This window comes from Ensifer sp. NPDC090286 (genome assembly GCF_044769565.1).
GTDB lineage: Bacteria > Pseudomonadota > Alphaproteobacteria > Rhizobiales > Rhizobiaceae > Ensifer.
In genome coordinates, this window is record NZ_JBIVYF010000002.1 from 371,561 (window position 1) to 388,026 (window position 16,466).

Sequence of the window (16,466 nt, forward strand, 5' to 3'; positions counted from 1 at the left end):
GGGCCAGGCTGTCGCTTAAGCGACAGCTTCCAGATTCTGCCAGACGCGACCGACCACTGGGCGGCGGTTCTCCTTGGACCGGTAGAGCCGGATCTCGACGCTCACGTCCCAGCGCGGGTCGGCGGCCCTGACCAGCGCGCCGTTCGCCAGCTCGTCCGTCATCAGGCTCTCGGGCACCCAGGCGATGCCCCAGCCGGCTTCCGCCATGGCCTTCAAGCCCACCGACATGCTGCCTTCGTGCACCCTTTGCGCCGGCGGCAGTGTGGGGCCGATCAGGTCGTCGAGAAGCTGACCGAAGAAGGACGACTTTTCGTAGCGCAGATGCGGGAAAGGTTTCGTGCCGCCTTCGAGCCGGTGTAGCGGCGCGCCCGCTTCATTCGCCGCCGAGACCGGGATGATGCGCTCGTGCCCGAGCACGCGATGCTCGAAAGCCTGCGGATCGAGCAGGTGCGGAACCTGGGTATGGGCGTAGGTGAGCAGGAAGTCGCATTCGCCGTCGACGAGCGAGTTGAGGTTTTCCTCCATGCTGCCGGAATCCGGGCGAAGCCGGGAAAAGAGCGGCCCGCTCCGGGCGTTGACCCGTGTCATCCACGCGGGAAAGAAGGTGAAGGAGAGCGTGTGCAGCGCCGTCAGCTTGATGGTGCGGGCGTCGGAGCCCTCCTCCTGCTGCAGATTGCGTCGCGCCTGATAGAGTTGCTTCAGTGTGTCCTGCGCTACCGGCACGAATTTCGATCCCGCTTCCGTCAGGCGCGAAGGATAGGTCGCGCGGTCGACGAGCGTTGTGCCGAGCCAGGCCTCCAGCTGTCGGATGCGCCGGCTGAAGGCGGATTGGGTGACATGGCGCTCGTCCGCCGCCTTCGAGAAGTTCAGCGTGCTGGCGAGCGCCAGAAAGTCCTCAAGCCATTTGATTTCCACGGGCATGCACTCCTGAAGTCCGGCCCGTCATTCGCCGGCGACCGGGCTTCTTTTGAGGCAGCGCCCGCGCGCCATCAAGAAAAATCAGGCGCGGCGGCGATATTCGATCATCCGGGCACGGCTTGTCACCAGTTCGAGGTGATCGGGCCCGAGGAGATGCAAGCAGATGCGCTTGACCCAGGGCCCATCGCTCAACGTGAACAGGAAGCGACCGTTGCCAAGCGGCGTGAGCGCCATGGTCTGACGGACGGGACCGACGCCCATCAATACCGCGCCGTTCTCGATCGTGAACTCCGCGCCTTCGTCCGAGCACCAGACCCCGGAGAGCGATGCCGGCAGCGGCTCGGCCGTTGCGGCTGGAAGGAAGCGTCGCGCGGCATGCCCGATCTCTCCGACAAGGGCGGCGCCGTCGCGGCGCAGTCGCAGGGGCGATGAGGCGGAGCGCGACGAGACCCAGCCGTCGCCGTCGTCGTAGAGCGTCTCGTCCGCATCGAGATAGGTGCAGGTGCTGCCCTTGACCTCGATCCACCAGGGGCCGGTTTGCGTCACATAGAAACCGTCGCCGAGGTCAGCCGCGGGATCCGGCAGCGCGAGCCCGGTGAGCGCTGCCATGCTTTCGAGCGCGATCTTGTAGCCGTTGGTGTCCTCGCGGTTGGAGACGACGACGAAGCCGACGCGCGTCTCGGGATCGAGCAGAAAATAGGTCTTGTAGCCGGGGTGCGATCCGCCATGGCCGACGAATTCGCGGCCGCCGAGCGACGAATTGCGCAGGCCGAGACCATAGCCCGTCGAGCGTCCGTCGGCGAGATACCGGGGTGCCCGCAATTTTTGCAGAAGACCGGCGAAGCGACCTTTGTCATCGAGCAGGGCCTGCAGCCAGGTAGCAAGCGCCCGGGCGCTGCCGGTGAGACTGCCCGACGCGGAAATGTGCAGGCCGGCGGCAGAAAGCTGCCAGCTTTCGCCCGAGTGCCAGTATCCGGGAACGAGGCCCGCCACCGGATCGTTCCAGACATCCGGCGCTTTCAGCGCAATGCCAAGCGGGCCGGCGATTTCCGATTGGACGAAATCGTCGAAGCGGAAATCCCGGCGCTCCAAAGCCGCTTCGATGAGGCGATAGCCTGTGTTGGAGTAGGAGACCTCGCTGCCGGCGTCAAAGTTCAGCCGCTCCAGGCGTGAGAGGTATTCGAGCAGCGGTCCCGCCTTCGTCTCCGTGTAGACGGAAAGGCCGAGCAACGACAGGCATTCGCGGGTATCCGGCAGGCCGCTCGTCATGTCGAGCGCCTGCCCGACCGTCACGTCGGCAAGCGGCGAGCGCAGTTCCGGAAGGTGTTGGCCGAGCGGATCGTCGAGACCGATGAGATCGGCATGGGCCAGCACCATCGCTGAGAACACGTGCTTGGTGAGCGACGCATAGCGCGCGACGCTGTCGACCGTGAAGGGTGCGGATGTCGCGAGGCTCTCGACGCCAGCCGTATGCGAGAAGCAGATGCCGGATGCGTCGAAGCCGATGACCGCGCCGCCCGGCTCGTCCGCCGCCCATTGTGCGGTCAGGCGTCCCGCAGCCGCTTCGGCGGCCTGCCAATCGAGCGTTGCCGGCTTCGTCATGTCCATTCTCCAATCCTGACCGCAGCGGTTTCCCGTGCGTATTCCCGACTAAGCACGACAGTGCCTTGTGCCGCCAATTCCGATTCCGGCAGGGCCTATGCACGGTTTGCATTTGCCCGGTCTGCCTGCATCGGGTTAGGGCAGCGGGGAAAAAGGGTGCGGTTCGCGCACCCAATGTCTATGGTCCGTCGGCGACTATCCATGAGTCGCGCTTGAGGACAACAGGTTGAGAAGGCGGTCCAGAATTGGCGACGCAAGCGAAAATCCCGGTCTTTGACGGACATAACGACGTGCTGTCGCGGCTCTGGCGTTCGCCGGGCGGCGCTGCCGAGCGTCGTTTCCTCGATGGTGTCGATACCGGGCATATCGATCTCGACAAGGCCGCGGCGGGTGGCCTCGCCGGCGGCCTCTGCGCCGTCTATGTGGCATCGCCGGGCCTCGCCAAGGACGGCAGCGGCGAGTTCGCAACGCCCGATCAGCAAAGCGCGCTCGAAGCCACGCTCGGCATGGCGAGCCTGCTGATGCGGATCGAGCGCCAGTCCGAGGGTCGGCTGAAGATCTGCCGCAGTGCTGCCGATATCCGCGCCGCAGTGGACAAGGGTGCCTTTGCCTCGGTGCTGCACATCGAGGGTATCGAGGCGGTCGGCGCCGATCTCGACCCGCTCTACGTGCTTCACGCCGCGGGTCTGCGCACGCTCGGCCCCGTCTGGAGCCGGCCGAACATTTTTGCCTATGGCGTTCCCTTCCGCTTTCCCTCCTCGCCCGATATCGGTCCGGGGCTCAGCGAGGCCGGCAAGGATCTGGTGCGCGCCTGCAACGAGCTGAAGATCATGCTCGACCTTTCGCATATGAACGAGCAGGGCTTCTGGGACATCGCCGCGCTGTCGCAGGCGCCGCTCGTCGCCTCCCATTCCAACGTGCATGCGCTCTGCCCGCACAGCCGCAACCTGACGGACCGTCAGCTCGACGCCATCAGGGACAGCGGCGGTTTGGCCGGCATCAACTTCGGCGTCCTTTTCCTGCGCGCGGACGGGACCAGAAACACGGATACGCCGCTCTCGCTCCTTGTCGACCACATCGACTACATCGTCGAGCGTATCGGTATCGAGCATGTGGCGCTCGGCTCTGACTTCGACGGTACGGCCATCCCGGCCGCCATGCGCAGCGCGGCCGATCTGCCGCTCCTCGTCGACCTCTTGCGCACCCGCGGCTATGACGATGCGGCGCTCGCCAAGATCTGCCACGGCAACTGGATCCGCGTGCTGGAGACGACCTGGGGCGCGTGAGCGCCGGCCGGAGCCGCGCAGGCGCTAGGTCCTGGAAGCGATCGGCAGGGCTTCGAGGAGCACGCTGATCGCGCAATCCACAGCGGCCGTGCGTCGATCCCGGGCGAAAAGCCCATATTGCACGGCAAACGGCTTCGGCACGGCAGACGAAGCGGGCAGCGCCCGCATCGTGCCGGCGCGGATCGCTTCCGGCGGAAGCAAACCAATGCCGAGGCCGTTCTCGATCGCGGCCTGCAGCGCCGTGATGCTCTGGCTGGTAAAGGTGATCCGGTGTTCCCGGCCCTGGTCGGCCAGCGTCTCGATCATGCGCCGGCGCCAGAGGCAGGGCGCGGCGAAGGCGACGAGGTCGATCGGCCGCGTTTCGTCGAAAGCGTAGTCCGTCGCACAGACCCATTGCAGTTCGACGTTCCAGGTGGTGAGGGCGTCGGCGGTGACCACCGAGGTCGGCACGACCATGATGTCGAGGTCCCCTTCGGGCCAGGTCTTTCCAAGCGCCACGCATTGTTCGACGACAACATCGAGCCGGATCTCTTGGTAGCCGCGCCGCAATCGCCCGAGCGCTTCGGGCAGCGCCGTCGTTGCCACTTCCTCGGCAAGCCCGACCCGCACGCCACCACTCAGGTCCGCCTGTCGCAGCCGCGCCGCCGCTTCGTCGCCGAGCGCCAGCATGCGCGTGGCGTATCCCAGAAACAATTCGCCTTCGGGTGTTGGCACGACGCCACGACCGGTGCGGGTGAAAAGTTGCCGGCCGAGAAGATCTTCTAGCCGCCGCATCTGCATGCTCAGCGCCGATTGCGTACGGCCGGTCTGGGTGGCGACGCGGTTCAGGCTGCCCTGTCGACAGACCGCGACGAAGCTGCGCAGGAGGTCGATGCTGATCTGATCAGATATCACGATCTTTGAACTCTGTTGTCATTGATATCAGTCTACACGGGGGGCTCACGCATGGCTATCTGTCAGATGTGATCAGCGAGGAAGGCGGGGCAACACCAAGCAGATTGGCATCGACCGTCGCTTGGAGGCTGCCCGGGCCAGCCGACCAACCAGAGGACCAGATCGATGAAAGCTATCCGCGTGTATCAGCACGGCGGGCCTGATGTGCTCGCCTATGAAAATGTCGAACTCGACGAACCCGGCCCCGGTGAAGTGCGCGTGCGCAACCGGGCGATCGGCGTCAACTTCGTCGACATCTACCTGCGCAGCGGCGCCTACCCACCGCCGCAGCTTCCTTTCATCCCAGGCAAAGAGGGAGCGGGCGAGGTGATCTCGGTCGGGCCTGGCGTCGAGGGCTTCAAGCCGGGGGACCGCATCGCCTACGCCGAAGCGCTCGGCGCCTATGCGGAGGAGCACAATGTGCCTGCCCGTGTCCTCGTGCATCTGCCTCACGGCATCGATTTCGAGACGGGCGCAGCGATGATGCTGAAGGGCCTGACGGCGCAATATCTGTTGCGTCGCACCTTCCGGGTCGAGGCCGGTCATACCATCCTCGTCCATGCGTCTGCCGGCGGTGTCGGCCTTATCCTGACGCAATGGGCGAAACATCTTGGCGCAAAGGTCATTGGCACCGTCGGTTCGCCGGAGAAGGCCGAACTTGCGCTGGCCAACGGTGCGGACCACGTGATCGACTACGGCAACGAGAATTTTGCGGCGCGCGTGCGCGAAATCACCAAAGGCGAGGGGGTCGATGTCGTCTATGACAGCATCGGCAAGGCGACGTTCGAAGGTTCGCTCGACAGCTTGCGCCCCTTCGGTCACTTCGTCAGTTTCGGTGCCGCATCCGGCCCGATCCCGCCCTTCGATATCACGACGCTGGCGCAGAAGGGGTCGCTTTACGCCACCTGGCCGCTGTTGCCCGCGCATCTTGTCCGGCGCGAGGACGTGCTGGCGATGAGCAAGGATCTCTTCGCCGTCGTCGCAAGCGGCGCGGTCAAGATCCCCGTGCACGCGCGCCTGCCGCTTTCCGAGGTAGCCGAGGCGCATCGCCGGCTCGAAGGACGTCAGACGACGGGTGCCATGGTGCTCCTGCCATAGATCAGCGGGGCGAGCCATTCGACAAACGCGTGACGGTGCCGGTTGCGGCGCCTGTCACTTGTCTTCGGCGATCCCGCTGGCGTCGAGCCGGTTTTCGGCTCGGGTCACGGCTAAGCTGTCGGCGGGGCTTCCGGAGGGGGCGCCGTCGCCGAAGACGTCCATCGTGCAGGTGTGCAGGATCGTGGTCGGCTCGCTGGTGTGGTTCCACATCGTATGGGTGCGCAGCGACGGGAAATGGGCGGAATCGCCCGGCTCCAGAACCATCGCTTCGCCGTCAACTTCCAGCGTCAGTGCTCCCTTCAGGATGAAAAAGATCTCCTCCCCCTCATGCGACATCGGTTCGCTGCGATGGCCGGGCGGCTCGTGGATGATTGTGCTTCTGAGCACGTTGCCGGGAAAGGACGCGGAGAGCCGCTCGTAGGAGACGGCCTTGCCGCTTTCTCCACCGAGCCCATAGACCGGCCGGTGTTCGCGCCGGGTGAACGGCGTCGCCACCTTCGGCGGGTTGAGGAAGCTGCCGGCCTCGACCTTCAAGGTCCGGCAGACGGCGATCAGCGAGGTCAGCGACGGAACGGTGATGCCGCGCTCGATCTGCGAGATGAAGCCGACGGAAAAACCGGCCTCGTCGGCGACCTCCTGAAGCGTCATCTTCAAGCTCTTTCGCCGCTGGCGCAGGCGATCGCCAAGCGACGGCGTTTCTGCCGCGCCGGTCGATGCGCCGCTGGCATGGTCCGCCGTCGTCACTGTCTGTCCCCTTCTCGTCTCTCCTCAAGCTAGGGTGCAGCCCGATTTCCTGTCAATCGTTTTTAGATATCCTAAAAATTTCGAGCGCGCCCGAAGGGCCGGTTCGGCGTGAAATAGCGCGAGATCGGTCAGTTGCTGCGCGGCTGTTCGACGGTGGCCGCTACGATGCGGCGCACGAACGGAAGGACCACCAGCAGGCTCGGGAAGGCGACCAGCCAGGAAAAGGCCCAGGCCTTGATCCACAGTGCGAGAATATCGGGGTGGATGCCGTTGCCGATCGCCGTCGAGACGAAGGAAACGATGCCGGACATCAGGACGGAGAGAACGAGCGGCATGACGATGGTCTGGTATCGGTGCGGAAGCTTCTTTGGCATGAGGTGAACTCCGGGGGGACGGGAAGGGATACGGTCGCCAGCCTTTAGGCCTGCGCCAGTTCGTGAATGAAACTCTCGAGATTGCGCGGTTCGCGCTGAAGTGCGGCGCGCAGCGTCAGGCTGTTTCCACCGAGGCCGACTTCGGCATAGTGGGCGTGGACCTTGGACAGCAGTTCCAGCTGGTGGTCGGTGTATTTTGTAGCGATCGGCTTTGCCCATTCGTGAAAGCCGATGGTTGCCGCAACGATCGGCCGACCGAGCGCGGCGCTCATCATTTCGGCAATTTCCTCGCGGTTGTGCCGGCCCTCGGCCGAGAGCTCCAGCGTCGCATAGGCAAGGCGGTCTTCCGTGAGCGCGATCGCCGCGACGTCGGCGACATCACGGTAGTCGACGCGGGCGATGCGCGTGCTTGTCGGAAACGGCTCTGCGAAGCTGCCGGTAGCAAGCACGCTTGCCCAGGCAGACCGCAGGTTCTGCATGAAGTTTGCCGGATGCAGGATGGTGTATTCGAGCGGTGACGAATAGAGCGCGTCCTCCACCGGGATCTTTGCTGCGTGGTTCTTCAGCCGCACATGGGTCGGCTGGATGACCGAAGAGAAGACGAACTTCCTGACGCCGGCGCGCACGGCGGCATCGACCATCGATACGCCCATCGCTGCCTCATCCGGTGCAAAGGCCGGACCGATGTGGAAGACCCCGGCAGCACCCTCAAGTGCGTGGTCGAGGCTTTCCCGCTCGCGCAGATCGCCGATCGCGATCTCCGCTGCGCCGAGCGATTTCGCAAGCGCGCCCTGCGCTTTGTCGCGGATCAGGGCACGGACGCTGGCGCCGCGCCGCGCCAGTTCCGGAACGACGAGGCCGGCAAAGCGGCCGGTGGCGCCGACGACAAGGATCGTGTTGGAGCGCTGGTTCATGGGGGTCTGCCTTTCGAGCCGTCGTGATGTGACGATCTCAAGCTAGTGGCGCGCAACAATGCGGACAATCAGCAAGAAATGTGATTTATTCTCCAGCAAAACGGGATTATCGCATGAGCCGCATCGAAGACCTGGAAGCCTTTCTGGCTATCGTCGAGCAGGGGAGCCTGACGGCCGCGGCGAAACGCCTGGGGCGGCCGCTGCAGACGGTCAGCCGGTCGCTCGCCATGCTCGAAGCCGATGTCGGGGTCGAGCTGGTGCATCGAACGACCCGCCGCTCGATGCCGAGCGAGGCGGGCGAGAGCTTCTATCTGCGCATCAAGCCCGCAGTGGAGGAGATTCACGAGGCGCGGGAGGAGGTGGCACAGCGTCGCTCCGAACCGTCAGGCGTGCTGCGTCTCGGGGCGCCCAGTCTGTTTGCGCCGCGGTTCCTGATGCCTGTGATCGCCGAGTACATGGCGAAGTATCCGCAGGTCGAGGTCGATCTCGACCTCTCCGATGCTTTCGTCGACCTCGCCGCAAGCGGGCTCGATCTGGTGGTGCGGATCGGCGATCTTCAGGATTCCGGGCTGACCGGCAAGCGCCTGGGCGCGCTTCGCCGCGTCGTCTTCGGTTCGACCGCCTATTTTGCGCGCTTCGGCCGGCCTTCTCATCCGCAGGAACTCTCGGCCCATCGTTGCGTCACGCGCACAGGCGATGAGCGACCCGGCGTCTGGATGTTCACCATCGACGGGCGGGCTCGGGCGTTCAAGGTGAGCGGCGCGGTTCGCACCAACTCGATGAACGCGATCTATGCGGCGGTGGAACAGGGGCTCGGCCTTGGTTTTTCGCCGCTCTGGCAGATCAAGGACCTGATCGATGCGGGCAAGGTCGAAACAGTGTTGGAAGACTTCGAGCCTGCTCCGGTGCCGATCCACGCGCTCTGGCTGGAGGGGCGGACCCCATCTGCAAAGATCCGCCGCTTTCTCGATCTGCTCGGAGAGCGGTTGAAACTCGACCGGCTCTAGGCGGGCGCAGGCCTGCTTGCCTGCACCCGCCTGATCCGTGAATTCGCCTACTTCGCGAACTTCTTGGCGCCGGCGACGCAGAGCACGATCGCGCCGGTCGCCGCCAGCATGCTCCAACTGACCGGCTCGCCGAGAAGCGTTGCCGCCAGCGCCAGGCCGAAAAAGGGCTGGAGAAGCTGCAATTGCCCGACGCCGGCCACGCCGCCGAGCGCGAGGCCGCGATACCAGAAGACGAAGCCGACGAGCATGCTGAAGAGCGAGACATAGGCAAGGCCCGCCCAGGCGCCGTTCGTGACGGTCGCGAAAGAGGCTGGCAGTGTGAACAGCGTCAGCGCCAGCATGATCGGCAAGGACAGGACCAACGCCCAGCAGATCACCTGCCAGCCGCCGAGCTTGCGCGACAGGCTGGCGCCTTCGGCATAGCCGAGGCCGCAGACGATGATGGCGCCGAGCATCAGGAGGTCGCCGATCGGCGAGGCGGCAAAGCCCTGCACCAGGGCGAAGCCGACCACCGCGGCGCTGCCGAGCGAGGAGAAGAGCCAGAAGGCCGGGCGTGGCCGCTCGCCGGCGCGCATGACGCCGAAGATCGCGGTTGCCAGCGGCAGCAGGCCGACAAAGACGATCAGATGCGCCGAGGTGACATGCTGCAGGGCCAGCGCGGTCAGCAGCGGAAAGCCCAGTACGACGCCGAAGGCGACGATTGCCAGCGAAACGAGGTCGGCCTTCGCCGGGCGCGGCTGGCGGAAGATGAGAAGCAGGACGAGCCCGAGCAGGCCGGCGATCGCCGCGCGCGCCACCGTCAGGAATACCGGGTCGAAATCCATCACCGCAACGCGGGTCGCGGGCAATGATCCGCTGAAGATCAGCACCCCGAGGAAACCGCTCACCCAACCGTCTGCCGTCTTGTCCATAGCATTCTCCTTTTTCGCCTGTATCGGGCGAATGGGCTGGCCCGGCCAGAGACAATGCGGTACAGTTTTGCAAAACTGTATTGGATAGATGAGCAGTACGGATGACGGTCCAGGATTTGGAGATCGGCAGCGAGACGCTGCTCGAAGGCGTGATGGCGACGATCCGGCAGCGGATCGCCGGGCGTATCCTGACGCCGGGGACGAAGCTTCCGTCGATCCGTGCCTTCGCCAACACCATGCGCGTTTCGAAATCCACCGTCGTCGAAGCCTATGAACGGCTGGTGGCCGAAGGCGTCATTCGCTCAAAACCCGGCGCCGGCTTTTTCGTCTCGGCGCCGCTGGCGCCCCTTTCTCTGGCAGAGATCGGTCCGCGGCTCGACCGGGCCGTTGATCCGCTGTGGGTGTCGCGCCAGGCGCTTGAAACGGGCGATAGCGTGCTGAAGCCCGGCTGCGGCTGGCTGCCACCGAGCTGGATGCCGGAAACTGCAATCCGCCGTGCGCTCAAATCCGCAACCAAGCTGGAGGCGAGCGGGCTGACGGACTACGGAACGCCGCTCGGTCATCGGCCCCTGCGCCAACTTCTCGCCCGACGCCTCGGCGAACACGGCGTCGAGGCATCGCCCGACCAGATCATCCTGACGGAGTCGGGCACGCAGGCGATCGATATTCTCTGTCGCTTCTTGATCGAGCCAGGCGATACGGTCGTGGTCGACGACCCCTGCTACTTCAATTTCCATGCCCTGCTGCGTGCTCATCGGGCCGACGTGGTGAGCGTGCCCTATACGCCTTCGGGTCCCGATCTCGAGAAATTCGCCGAGGTTCTCGCGACCCACCGGCCGCGGCTCTACATCACCAATTCCGCCCTTCACAATCCGACGGGCGCCACGCTTTCTCCGGTCGTCGCCCATCGTCTGCTGAAGCTGGCCGAACAGGCCGGGCTGACGATCGTCGAGGACGATATCTTCGCCGATTTCGAGCATGCGCCGGCGCCGCGGCTTGCCGCCTTCGACGGGCTCGAGCGTGTCGTGCAGATCGGCAGCTTCTCCAAGACCCTCTCGGCCTCCATCCGCTGCGGCTTCATCGCCGCGCCGCGGGAGTGGATCGAGGGACTGGTCGACCTGAAGATCGCCACCACGTTCGGCGGGCCAAGCCTTTCGGCAGAGCTGGTTTTTGCGATGCTCAAGGACGGCAGCTACCGCAAGCACATGGAGGCACTACGCCAGCGCCTGTCGCGGGCTATGAGCGATACGGCGGCGCGGCTTGGCGAGATCAGCATCACGCCATGGATCGAGCCGCAGGCGGGCATGTTTCTCTGGTGCCGTCTGCCCGAGAGTGTCGATGCGGCCGAGGTGGCGCAGAAGGCGCTGCAGCAGGAAATTGTTCTGGCGCCCGGCAACGTCTTTTCCCACGCCGGCACCGCCAACGGCTTCCTGCGCTTCAATGTTTCCCAATGTGATGACGCGCGGCTTTTCAAAGTTCTGCCCACGATCATGCGCCAATGCGGGAAGCCGCCGGCCGGCTGAGCGAGCTGCTTACGGCGCCGCTGCACGTTTTGCAGGCAATCGCCGACATTTGCCAGCGCTCGATCATCGATCGTCACGTTGTTGCCCCGGTTTGCCGCGGAGTCGGGCAGGATTTGCCTATTTTTTATGCGATTCGCTGCTTCCTTGCGCTGCCGCACCGGTCCGCCGGAGCCGCATCTGTCGCCAATGATCGTTTTATCTCGATTTTCGGCCCTGAATCCGAGTTGGCACGATTAATGCTTCTTAATTGGCATCGGTCGTCGGGTAGCCAATCTGGATTGCCCAACCGCCTTCGGAACCCAGCCATTCCTGGCGTCATGTGAGAGAACGAAATGACAAAGTTTAAGCTCGAATACATCTGGCTCGACGGTTACAAGCCCACCCCGAACCTGCGCGGCAAGACCCTGATCAAGGAATTCGACGCTTTCCCGACGCTTGAACAGCTCCCCTTCTGGGGCTTCGACGGTTCCTCCACGATGCAGGCCGAAGGCAGCAGCTCGGACTGCGTGCTGAAGCCGGCCGCCGTCTATCCGGATCCGGAGCGCAAGAACGGCGTTCTCGTCCTTTGCGAAGTCATGATGCCGGATGCCAAGACGCCGCATCCGTCCAACACCCGCGCGACGGTCCTTGAAGACGACGGCGCCTGGTTCGGCTTCGAGCAGGAATACTTCTTCTACCAGGGCGGTCGCCCGCTCGGCTTCCCGGACGCCGGCTTCCCCGCGCCGCAGGGCCCCTACTACTGCGGCGTCGGCTTCAGCAACGTCGGCGACGTGGCCCGCAAGATCGTCGAAGAGCATCTCGACATCTGCCTGGCTGCCGGCATCAACCATGAAGGCATCAATGCGGAAGTCGCCAAGGGCCAGTGGGAATTCCAGGTGTTCGGCAAGGGCTCGCGCAAGGCTGCCGACGAAATCTGGCTTGCTCGCTACCTCTTGCAGCGCCTGACGGAAAAGTACGGCATCGACGTCGAATACCACTGCAAGCCGCTCGGCGACACCGACTGGAACGGCTCTGGCATGCACGCCAACTTCTCGACCGCCTACATGCGCGAAGTCGGCGGCAAGGAATACTTCGAGGACCTGATGGCGGCTTTCGCCGACGCCCGTGCCGACCACATCGCCGTCTATGGCCCGGACAACCACATGCGCCTGACCGGCAAGCACGAAACCGCTTCGATCCACCAGTTCAGCTATGGTGTTGCTGACCGTGGCGCGTCGATCCGCGTTCCGCACAGCTTCGTCAACAACGACTACAAGGGCTACCTGGAAGATCGCCGCCCGAACTCCAAGGGCGACCCCTACCAGATCGCTTCGCAGATCCTGAAGACGATCTCCACCGTTCCGACCGACGTCGAAAAGCGCGAAGCCGCCTGATTTAATGGCCCGGCGCACACGAGGGCGCCGGGCCAAAATCGACGGGGTTGCGCTTTTCGCGACCAAACAAAAACGCCCCGCGGTAAGCGGGGCGTTTTTGTTTTTGCCGCTCGGCAGGCGGCTCAGGCCGCGCGCACGAAATGATCGGGCTCGACCTCACGGATCGTCGCCTGATCTGCCGCCGAGCGCCGGCGGGTTTCGTCTGCTTCAGCGGAACTGACCTGTGCGTTCGGGTCGTCGAAGCGGATATCCGGATCCGGCACCGCGGACAGCAGCAGCTTCGTGTAGGGGTGGGCCGGGTTGTCGATGACCTTGCCGGTATTGCCCCATTCGACGATCTGGCCGGCATACATCACCGCGATATCCTCGGCGACGTAGCGAGCGGTGGCGATGTCGTGGGTGATGTAGAGCAGGCCGAGGTTCATGTCGCGCTTCATCTCGCTCAAGAGATTGAGCACGCCGAGCCGCACGGAAACGTCGAGCATCGAGGTCGGCTCGTCGGCAACGATGACCTCGGGCTTGGCCGCAAGCGCCCTAGCGATGTTGACGCGCTGGCGCTGGCCGCCGGAAAGCTCGTGCGGGTACTTCGGCGCGACGATCTCAGGATCGAGCTTCACCTGGCGAAGCAGGGCCTTGATCTCCTCGTCGACCGCAGCCCCCCGGATGTCGGGACGGTGCAGCATCAGCGGCCGCTTCAGGTGATAGGCGATCGTGTGGGCCGGATTGAGCGAGGCGAAAGGATCCTGGAAGATCATCTGCACCGAGCGGCGATAGTCGGCGATTTCCTTGGCTCCGGCCGCGTCGACGGGCTTGCCCTTATAGAGCAGCCGCCCTTCGCTCGGCTCATATTCGCGCATGGCGATGCGGGCGCAGGTGGTCTTGCCGCTGCCGGATTCGCCGACGACGGCGAGCGCCCGGCCGGCATGCAGCGAAAACGAGATGGCGCGCGCGGCGCGCACCGCATTCGGGCCATTGCCGAAGGTCTTGCTGACCTTGTCGAGCGTCAGGATGGGGGCGGATTGGCCGGTCATCTGAGAACGCCTCCGTGCAGCGAGGGGAAGGAGGCCCAGAGCTTCTTGGTATAGTCGTGCTCCGGTGTCCGGTAGATGGCGTCGGCGGTGCCCTGTTCGACCAGCTTGCCGCCGAGCATGATGCCGATGCGGTCGCAGAACTGCACCATCAGCCCGAGATCGTGGGTGATGAAGAGCACGGCAAACCCAAGCTTGCGCCGGAGTTCGTTGATCCGCTGCAGGATTTCGCGCTGGACGACGACGTCGAGCGCCGTTGTCGGCTCGTCCATGACGATCAGACGCGGATCAAGCGCCAGGCAGATGGCAATGACGATACGCTGGCGCATGCCGCCGGAGAACTGGTGCGGATAGTCGCGCATGCGGTCCGGCGAGATATCGACGAGCTTGAGCATCTCGGCGGTGCGGTCCCGCGCCTGGGCGCGAGTGATCCGTTTGTGTGTTCTCAGCACGTCGTAGAACTGCTGCTCTATGCGCAGCACCGGGTTCAGCGAATTCATAGCGCTCTGGAACACCATCGCCACTTCGCGCCAACGGAAGTCGGCGAGATCCCTCTGGTCGAGGTCGAGCACGTTGCGGCCGTCGAGCAGGATGGTACTTTCCTTGCGGATCAGCGCCGGCGGCTTGTGCAGCCGGCTGATGGCAAAGGCGATCGTGCTCTTGCCGCAGCCGCTCTCGCCGGCAAGGCCGAAGACCTCGCCCGGCGCGACATCGAAGCTGACGTCGTCGACGGCGCGGAAGTCGTTGGTCTCGCCAATGTAGTCGATGGTCAGGTTCTTGACCGAAAGCAGAGGTGCGGTCACAGGCGGCCCTCCCCGGAGCGGATGAGCGCGGACCAGCGGCCGAGCCGGTTACCGGTGCGAAGCCGCGGGTTGGCGATTTCGTCGACGGCGAAGTTTAGCAGCGACAGGCCGATGCCGAGGAAGGCGAGCGCGAAGCAGGGCGTCAGGATGTCCCACCAGGCGCCGACCGAAAGCGCAGAGGCCTTCTGCGCGGCATAGAGCATGGTGCCCCAGGAAACGACCTTGGGGTCGCCGAGGCCGAGGAACTCCAGGGTTGCCTGGGTGATGATCGCGAAGATAACGCTACCGATGAAGTTGATGCCGACGATCGAGATGAGGTTGGGGAAGATCTCGAAGGTCATGATGCGCCAGCGTGGCTCGCCCATCATCTCGGCGGATTTCACATAGTCTTTCTGCTTGACCGAAAGCGTCTCGGCGCGGGTGACGCGGGCGCCCCAGGCCCAGGAGGTGCAGCCGAGAATGAGCGCGATGACCCACGGGCTTGCCTGGCCGATGAAGGCGGCGAGCACGAGCAGCAGCGGCAGGTTCGGTACGACGAGCACCATGTTGGTGAAGAAGCTGATGACCTCGTCGATCTTGCCGCCGCGATAGCCGGCGATGATGCCGAGCGCCGTGCCGACAACGGTGATCAGCAGCCCTGCGCCGAAGCCGACGGCCAGCGACGTGCGGGCACCGTAGACGAGGCGTGCGAAGACGTCCTGGCCGATGCGCGTGGTGCCGAGCCAGTGTTCGAGCGACGGCGACTGATGCGGCCGCCCGACGCGGGCGCCGGGATCGTAAGGTGTCAGCAAGGGGGCGGCGATCGCGACCAGAAGAATGAAGGCGACGATCAGCGCGCCGACCATGGCCTTGCGGTTGTGGATGAGCGGGAAGGAGGAGGTCTTCATATCACGCCCTCTTCAGTCGTGGGTCGAGCAGCACGTAGCTGACGTCGACGATGAAGTTGGCAATGAGCATGGTGGCGGTCATGATCAAGAGCTGTCCCTGGATGACGGGGTAATCGCGGGCGAGGATCGCCTGGTAGAGGATGTTGCCGAGGCCCGGATAGTTGAACACCACCTCGGTGACCAGCGAGCCGCCGAGCACCGTGCCGATGGCGATCGCAAGGCTGGAGACGGTCGGCAGCAGGGCGTTGCGCGCCGCATACCAGATCATCACACGGGTGTCGGAGAGCCCCTTGGCGCGGGCCATGACGATATAGTCTTCGCCAAGCAGGTTGATCATGTTGTTGCGCATGGTCACGGCAAAGCCGCCGGTCAAAACCGCGCAGAGCGTCAGCATCGGCAGGATGCCGTGGTAAAGGATGCTGCCGATGTATTCGAATGTGAAGGCCGGATCGAGCGCCGGGTCAGCGGCATAGCCGGTCGGGAACCAGCCGAGCGTGAAGCCGAAGGTGAAGACGACGATCAGCGAGGTGACGACGGCCGGAACCGAGGTCGCGAAAATCGCGCCGACGGAAACGATGACGTCGAACAGGCTGCCGCGCCGCCAGGCCGCGAGAATGCCGAGGAAGGTGCCGAGCGCGAAGCTGACGATGGTGGCGGTTCCCATCAGGCCGACGGTCCACACGAGCGCGTTGCCGAGCACGGTGGTCACCGGCAGCGGGAAATACTTGATGGAACGGCCGAGGTCACCGCTGAAGATGCTGCCGAGATAGGTCAGGTACTGCTGCCACAGCGGGCCGTCGACGAAGCCGAAGGTGAGTTTCAGGGCCTGCAGGCTTTCGGGCGGCAGTTCAGCGCCGGCGCTCGAAAACATGATCTGCACCGGATCGCCGGGCATCAGCCGCGGCAGGAAAAAGTTGATCGTCGCCGCCGCGACGAAGGCCGCCAGATAGAAGCAAAGGCGGCGAAGCAGAAAGGCCATCGGGAACTCCATCGACTGCGGCTGCCGCAAGAGCGCGTCAGGTGGCAGGGCTGTCTTCTTGTCGAACCGCCCGTGGAGACGGACCC

The 16,466-nt window shown here is 64.6% G+C and carries 17 protein-coding genes; 6 read left to right on the top strand and 11 right to left on the bottom strand.

Features of this window, described 5'->3' with window-relative positions; genetic code table 11:
- Positions 1-15: 15 nt before the first annotated feature.
- Together ACIQUG_RS11945 and ACIQUG_RS11950 are read right to left on the bottom strand one after the other, a co-directional pair.
- Positions 16-915, bottom strand: coding sequence for a LysR family transcriptional regulator (locus tag ACIQUG_RS11945; protein ID WP_402321492.1), 900 nt, complete (start codon positions 913-915; stop codon positions 16-18).
- Between the two features lie 84 nt (positions 916-999).
- Positions 1,000-2,520 carry a serine hydrolase domain-containing protein gene (locus ACIQUG_RS11950; RefSeq protein ID WP_402321495.1) on the bottom strand — a complete coding sequence of 507 codons (1,521 nt, stop codon included), beginning with the start codon at positions 2,518-2,520 and terminating at the stop codon, positions 1,000-1,002.
- Between the two features lie 245 nt (positions 2,521-2,765).
- On the opposite strand from ACIQUG_RS11950, the gene ACIQUG_RS11955 reads away from it, so the two are divergent.
- Positions 2,766-3,806 (top strand): dipeptidase, encoded by a 1,041-nt coding sequence (locus ACIQUG_RS11955; RefSeq protein ID WP_402321498.1) that lies wholly within the window; start codon positions 2,766-2,768, stop codon positions 3,804-3,806.
- 24 nt (positions 3,807-3,830) lie between these two features.
- Here the strand turns inward: ACIQUG_RS11955 and ACIQUG_RS11960 are convergent, their stop codons facing one another.
- Positions 3,831-4,700: a LysR substrate-binding domain-containing protein gene (locus ACIQUG_RS11960; RefSeq protein ID WP_402321502.1), complete on the bottom strand. Its 870-nt coding sequence runs from the start codon at positions 4,698-4,700 to the stop codon at positions 3,831-3,833.
- Between the two features lie 165 nt (positions 4,701-4,865).
- Between ACIQUG_RS11960 and ACIQUG_RS11965 the strand changes: the two genes are divergently transcribed.
- On the top strand, positions 4,866-5,837 hold the full coding sequence (locus tag ACIQUG_RS11965; protein WP_402321505.1) for a quinone oxidoreductase family protein: 972 nt from the start codon (positions 4,866-4,868) through the stop codon (positions 5,835-5,837).
- Positions 5,838-5,891: 54 nt separating this feature from the next.
- Here ACIQUG_RS11965 and ACIQUG_RS11970 read toward each other — a convergent pair whose 3' ends face one another.
- The 3 genes from ACIQUG_RS11970 to ACIQUG_RS11980 all read right to left on the bottom strand — a co-directional run bounded on the left by ACIQUG_RS11970 (position 5,892) and on the right by ACIQUG_RS11980 (position 7,869).
- Complete coding sequence (locus ACIQUG_RS11970; protein ID WP_210335958.1) at positions 5,892-6,581, bottom strand: helix-turn-helix domain-containing protein; 690 nt, start codon at positions 6,579-6,581, stop codon at positions 5,892-5,894.
- A 128-nt stretch (positions 6,582-6,709) separates the two neighbouring features.
- A complete protein-coding gene (locus tag ACIQUG_RS11975; RefSeq protein ID WP_043622886.1) occupies positions 6,710-6,955 on the bottom strand; it encodes a DUF2798 domain-containing protein in 246 nt (81 codons plus the stop codon).
- 44 nt (positions 6,956-6,999) lie between these two features.
- Complete coding sequence (locus ACIQUG_RS11980; protein WP_402321509.1) at positions 7,000-7,869, bottom strand: NmrA family NAD(P)-binding protein; 870 nt, start codon at positions 7,867-7,869, stop codon at positions 7,000-7,002.
- 113 nt (positions 7,870-7,982) lie between these two features.
- Here ACIQUG_RS11980 and ACIQUG_RS11985 point away from each other — a divergent pair, with 113 nt between their 5' ends.
- Positions 7,983-8,876, top strand: coding sequence for a LysR family transcriptional regulator (locus ACIQUG_RS11985; RefSeq protein ID WP_402321512.1), 894 nt, complete (start codon positions 7,983-7,985; stop codon positions 8,874-8,876).
- Between the two features lie 47 nt (positions 8,877-8,923).
- Here the strand turns inward: ACIQUG_RS11985 and ACIQUG_RS11990 are convergent, their stop codons facing one another.
- A complete protein-coding gene (locus ACIQUG_RS11990) occupies positions 8,924-9,787 on the bottom strand; it encodes a DMT family transporter (protein WP_402321515.1) in 864 nt (287 codons plus the stop codon).
- A gap of 101 nt (positions 9,788-9,888) precedes the next feature.
- Between ACIQUG_RS11990 and ACIQUG_RS11995 the strand changes: the two genes are divergently transcribed.
- From ACIQUG_RS11995 to ACIQUG_RS12005, 3 genes are read left to right on the top strand one after another with little or no spacing between them, the layout of a single operon-like run.
- Positions 9,889-11,310, top strand: a complete 1,422-nt coding sequence (locus ACIQUG_RS11995) for a PLP-dependent aminotransferase family protein (protein ID WP_402321518.1) — start codon at positions 9,889-9,891, stop codon at positions 11,308-11,310.
- On the top strand, positions 11,286-11,633 hold the full coding sequence (locus ACIQUG_RS12000) for a hypothetical protein (RefSeq protein WP_402321521.1): 348 nt from the start codon (positions 11,286-11,288) through the stop codon (positions 11,631-11,633). Before ACIQUG_RS11995 ends, ACIQUG_RS12000 begins: the two co-directional genes overlap by 25 nt.
- 9 nt (positions 11,634-11,642) lie before the next feature.
- A complete protein-coding gene (locus tag ACIQUG_RS12005; RefSeq protein WP_402321524.1) occupies positions 11,643-12,683 on the top strand; it encodes a glutamine synthetase beta-grasp domain-containing protein in 1,041 nt (346 codons plus the stop codon).
- Positions 12,684-12,805: 122 nt separating this feature from the next.
- Here the strand turns inward: ACIQUG_RS12005 and ACIQUG_RS12010 are convergent, their stop codons facing one another.
- The 4 genes from ACIQUG_RS12010 to ACIQUG_RS12025 are packed head-to-tail and all read right to left on the bottom strand — an operon-like array spanning position 12,806 to position 16,380.
- A complete protein-coding gene (locus ACIQUG_RS12010) occupies positions 12,806-13,714 on the bottom strand; it encodes an ABC transporter ATP-binding protein (RefSeq protein ID WP_402321527.1) in 909 nt (302 codons plus the stop codon).
- Positions 13,711-14,514 carry an ABC transporter ATP-binding protein gene (locus ACIQUG_RS12015; protein ID WP_402321530.1) on the bottom strand — a complete coding sequence of 268 codons (804 nt, stop codon included), beginning with the start codon at positions 14,512-14,514 and terminating at the stop codon, positions 13,711-13,713. Before ACIQUG_RS12015 ends, ACIQUG_RS12010 begins: the two co-directional genes overlap by 4 nt.
- Complete coding sequence (locus ACIQUG_RS12020; RefSeq protein WP_402321533.1) at positions 14,511-15,401, bottom strand: ABC transporter permease; 891 nt, start codon at positions 15,399-15,401, stop codon at positions 14,511-14,513. Before ACIQUG_RS12020 ends, ACIQUG_RS12015 begins: the two co-directional genes overlap by 4 nt.
- Before the next feature lies 1 nt (position 15,402).
- Positions 15,403-16,380 carry an ABC transporter permease gene (locus tag ACIQUG_RS12025; protein WP_060529168.1) on the bottom strand — a complete coding sequence of 326 codons (978 nt, stop codon included), beginning with the start codon at positions 16,378-16,380 and terminating at the stop codon, positions 15,403-15,405.
- Positions 16,381-16,466 lie beyond the last annotated feature (86 nt).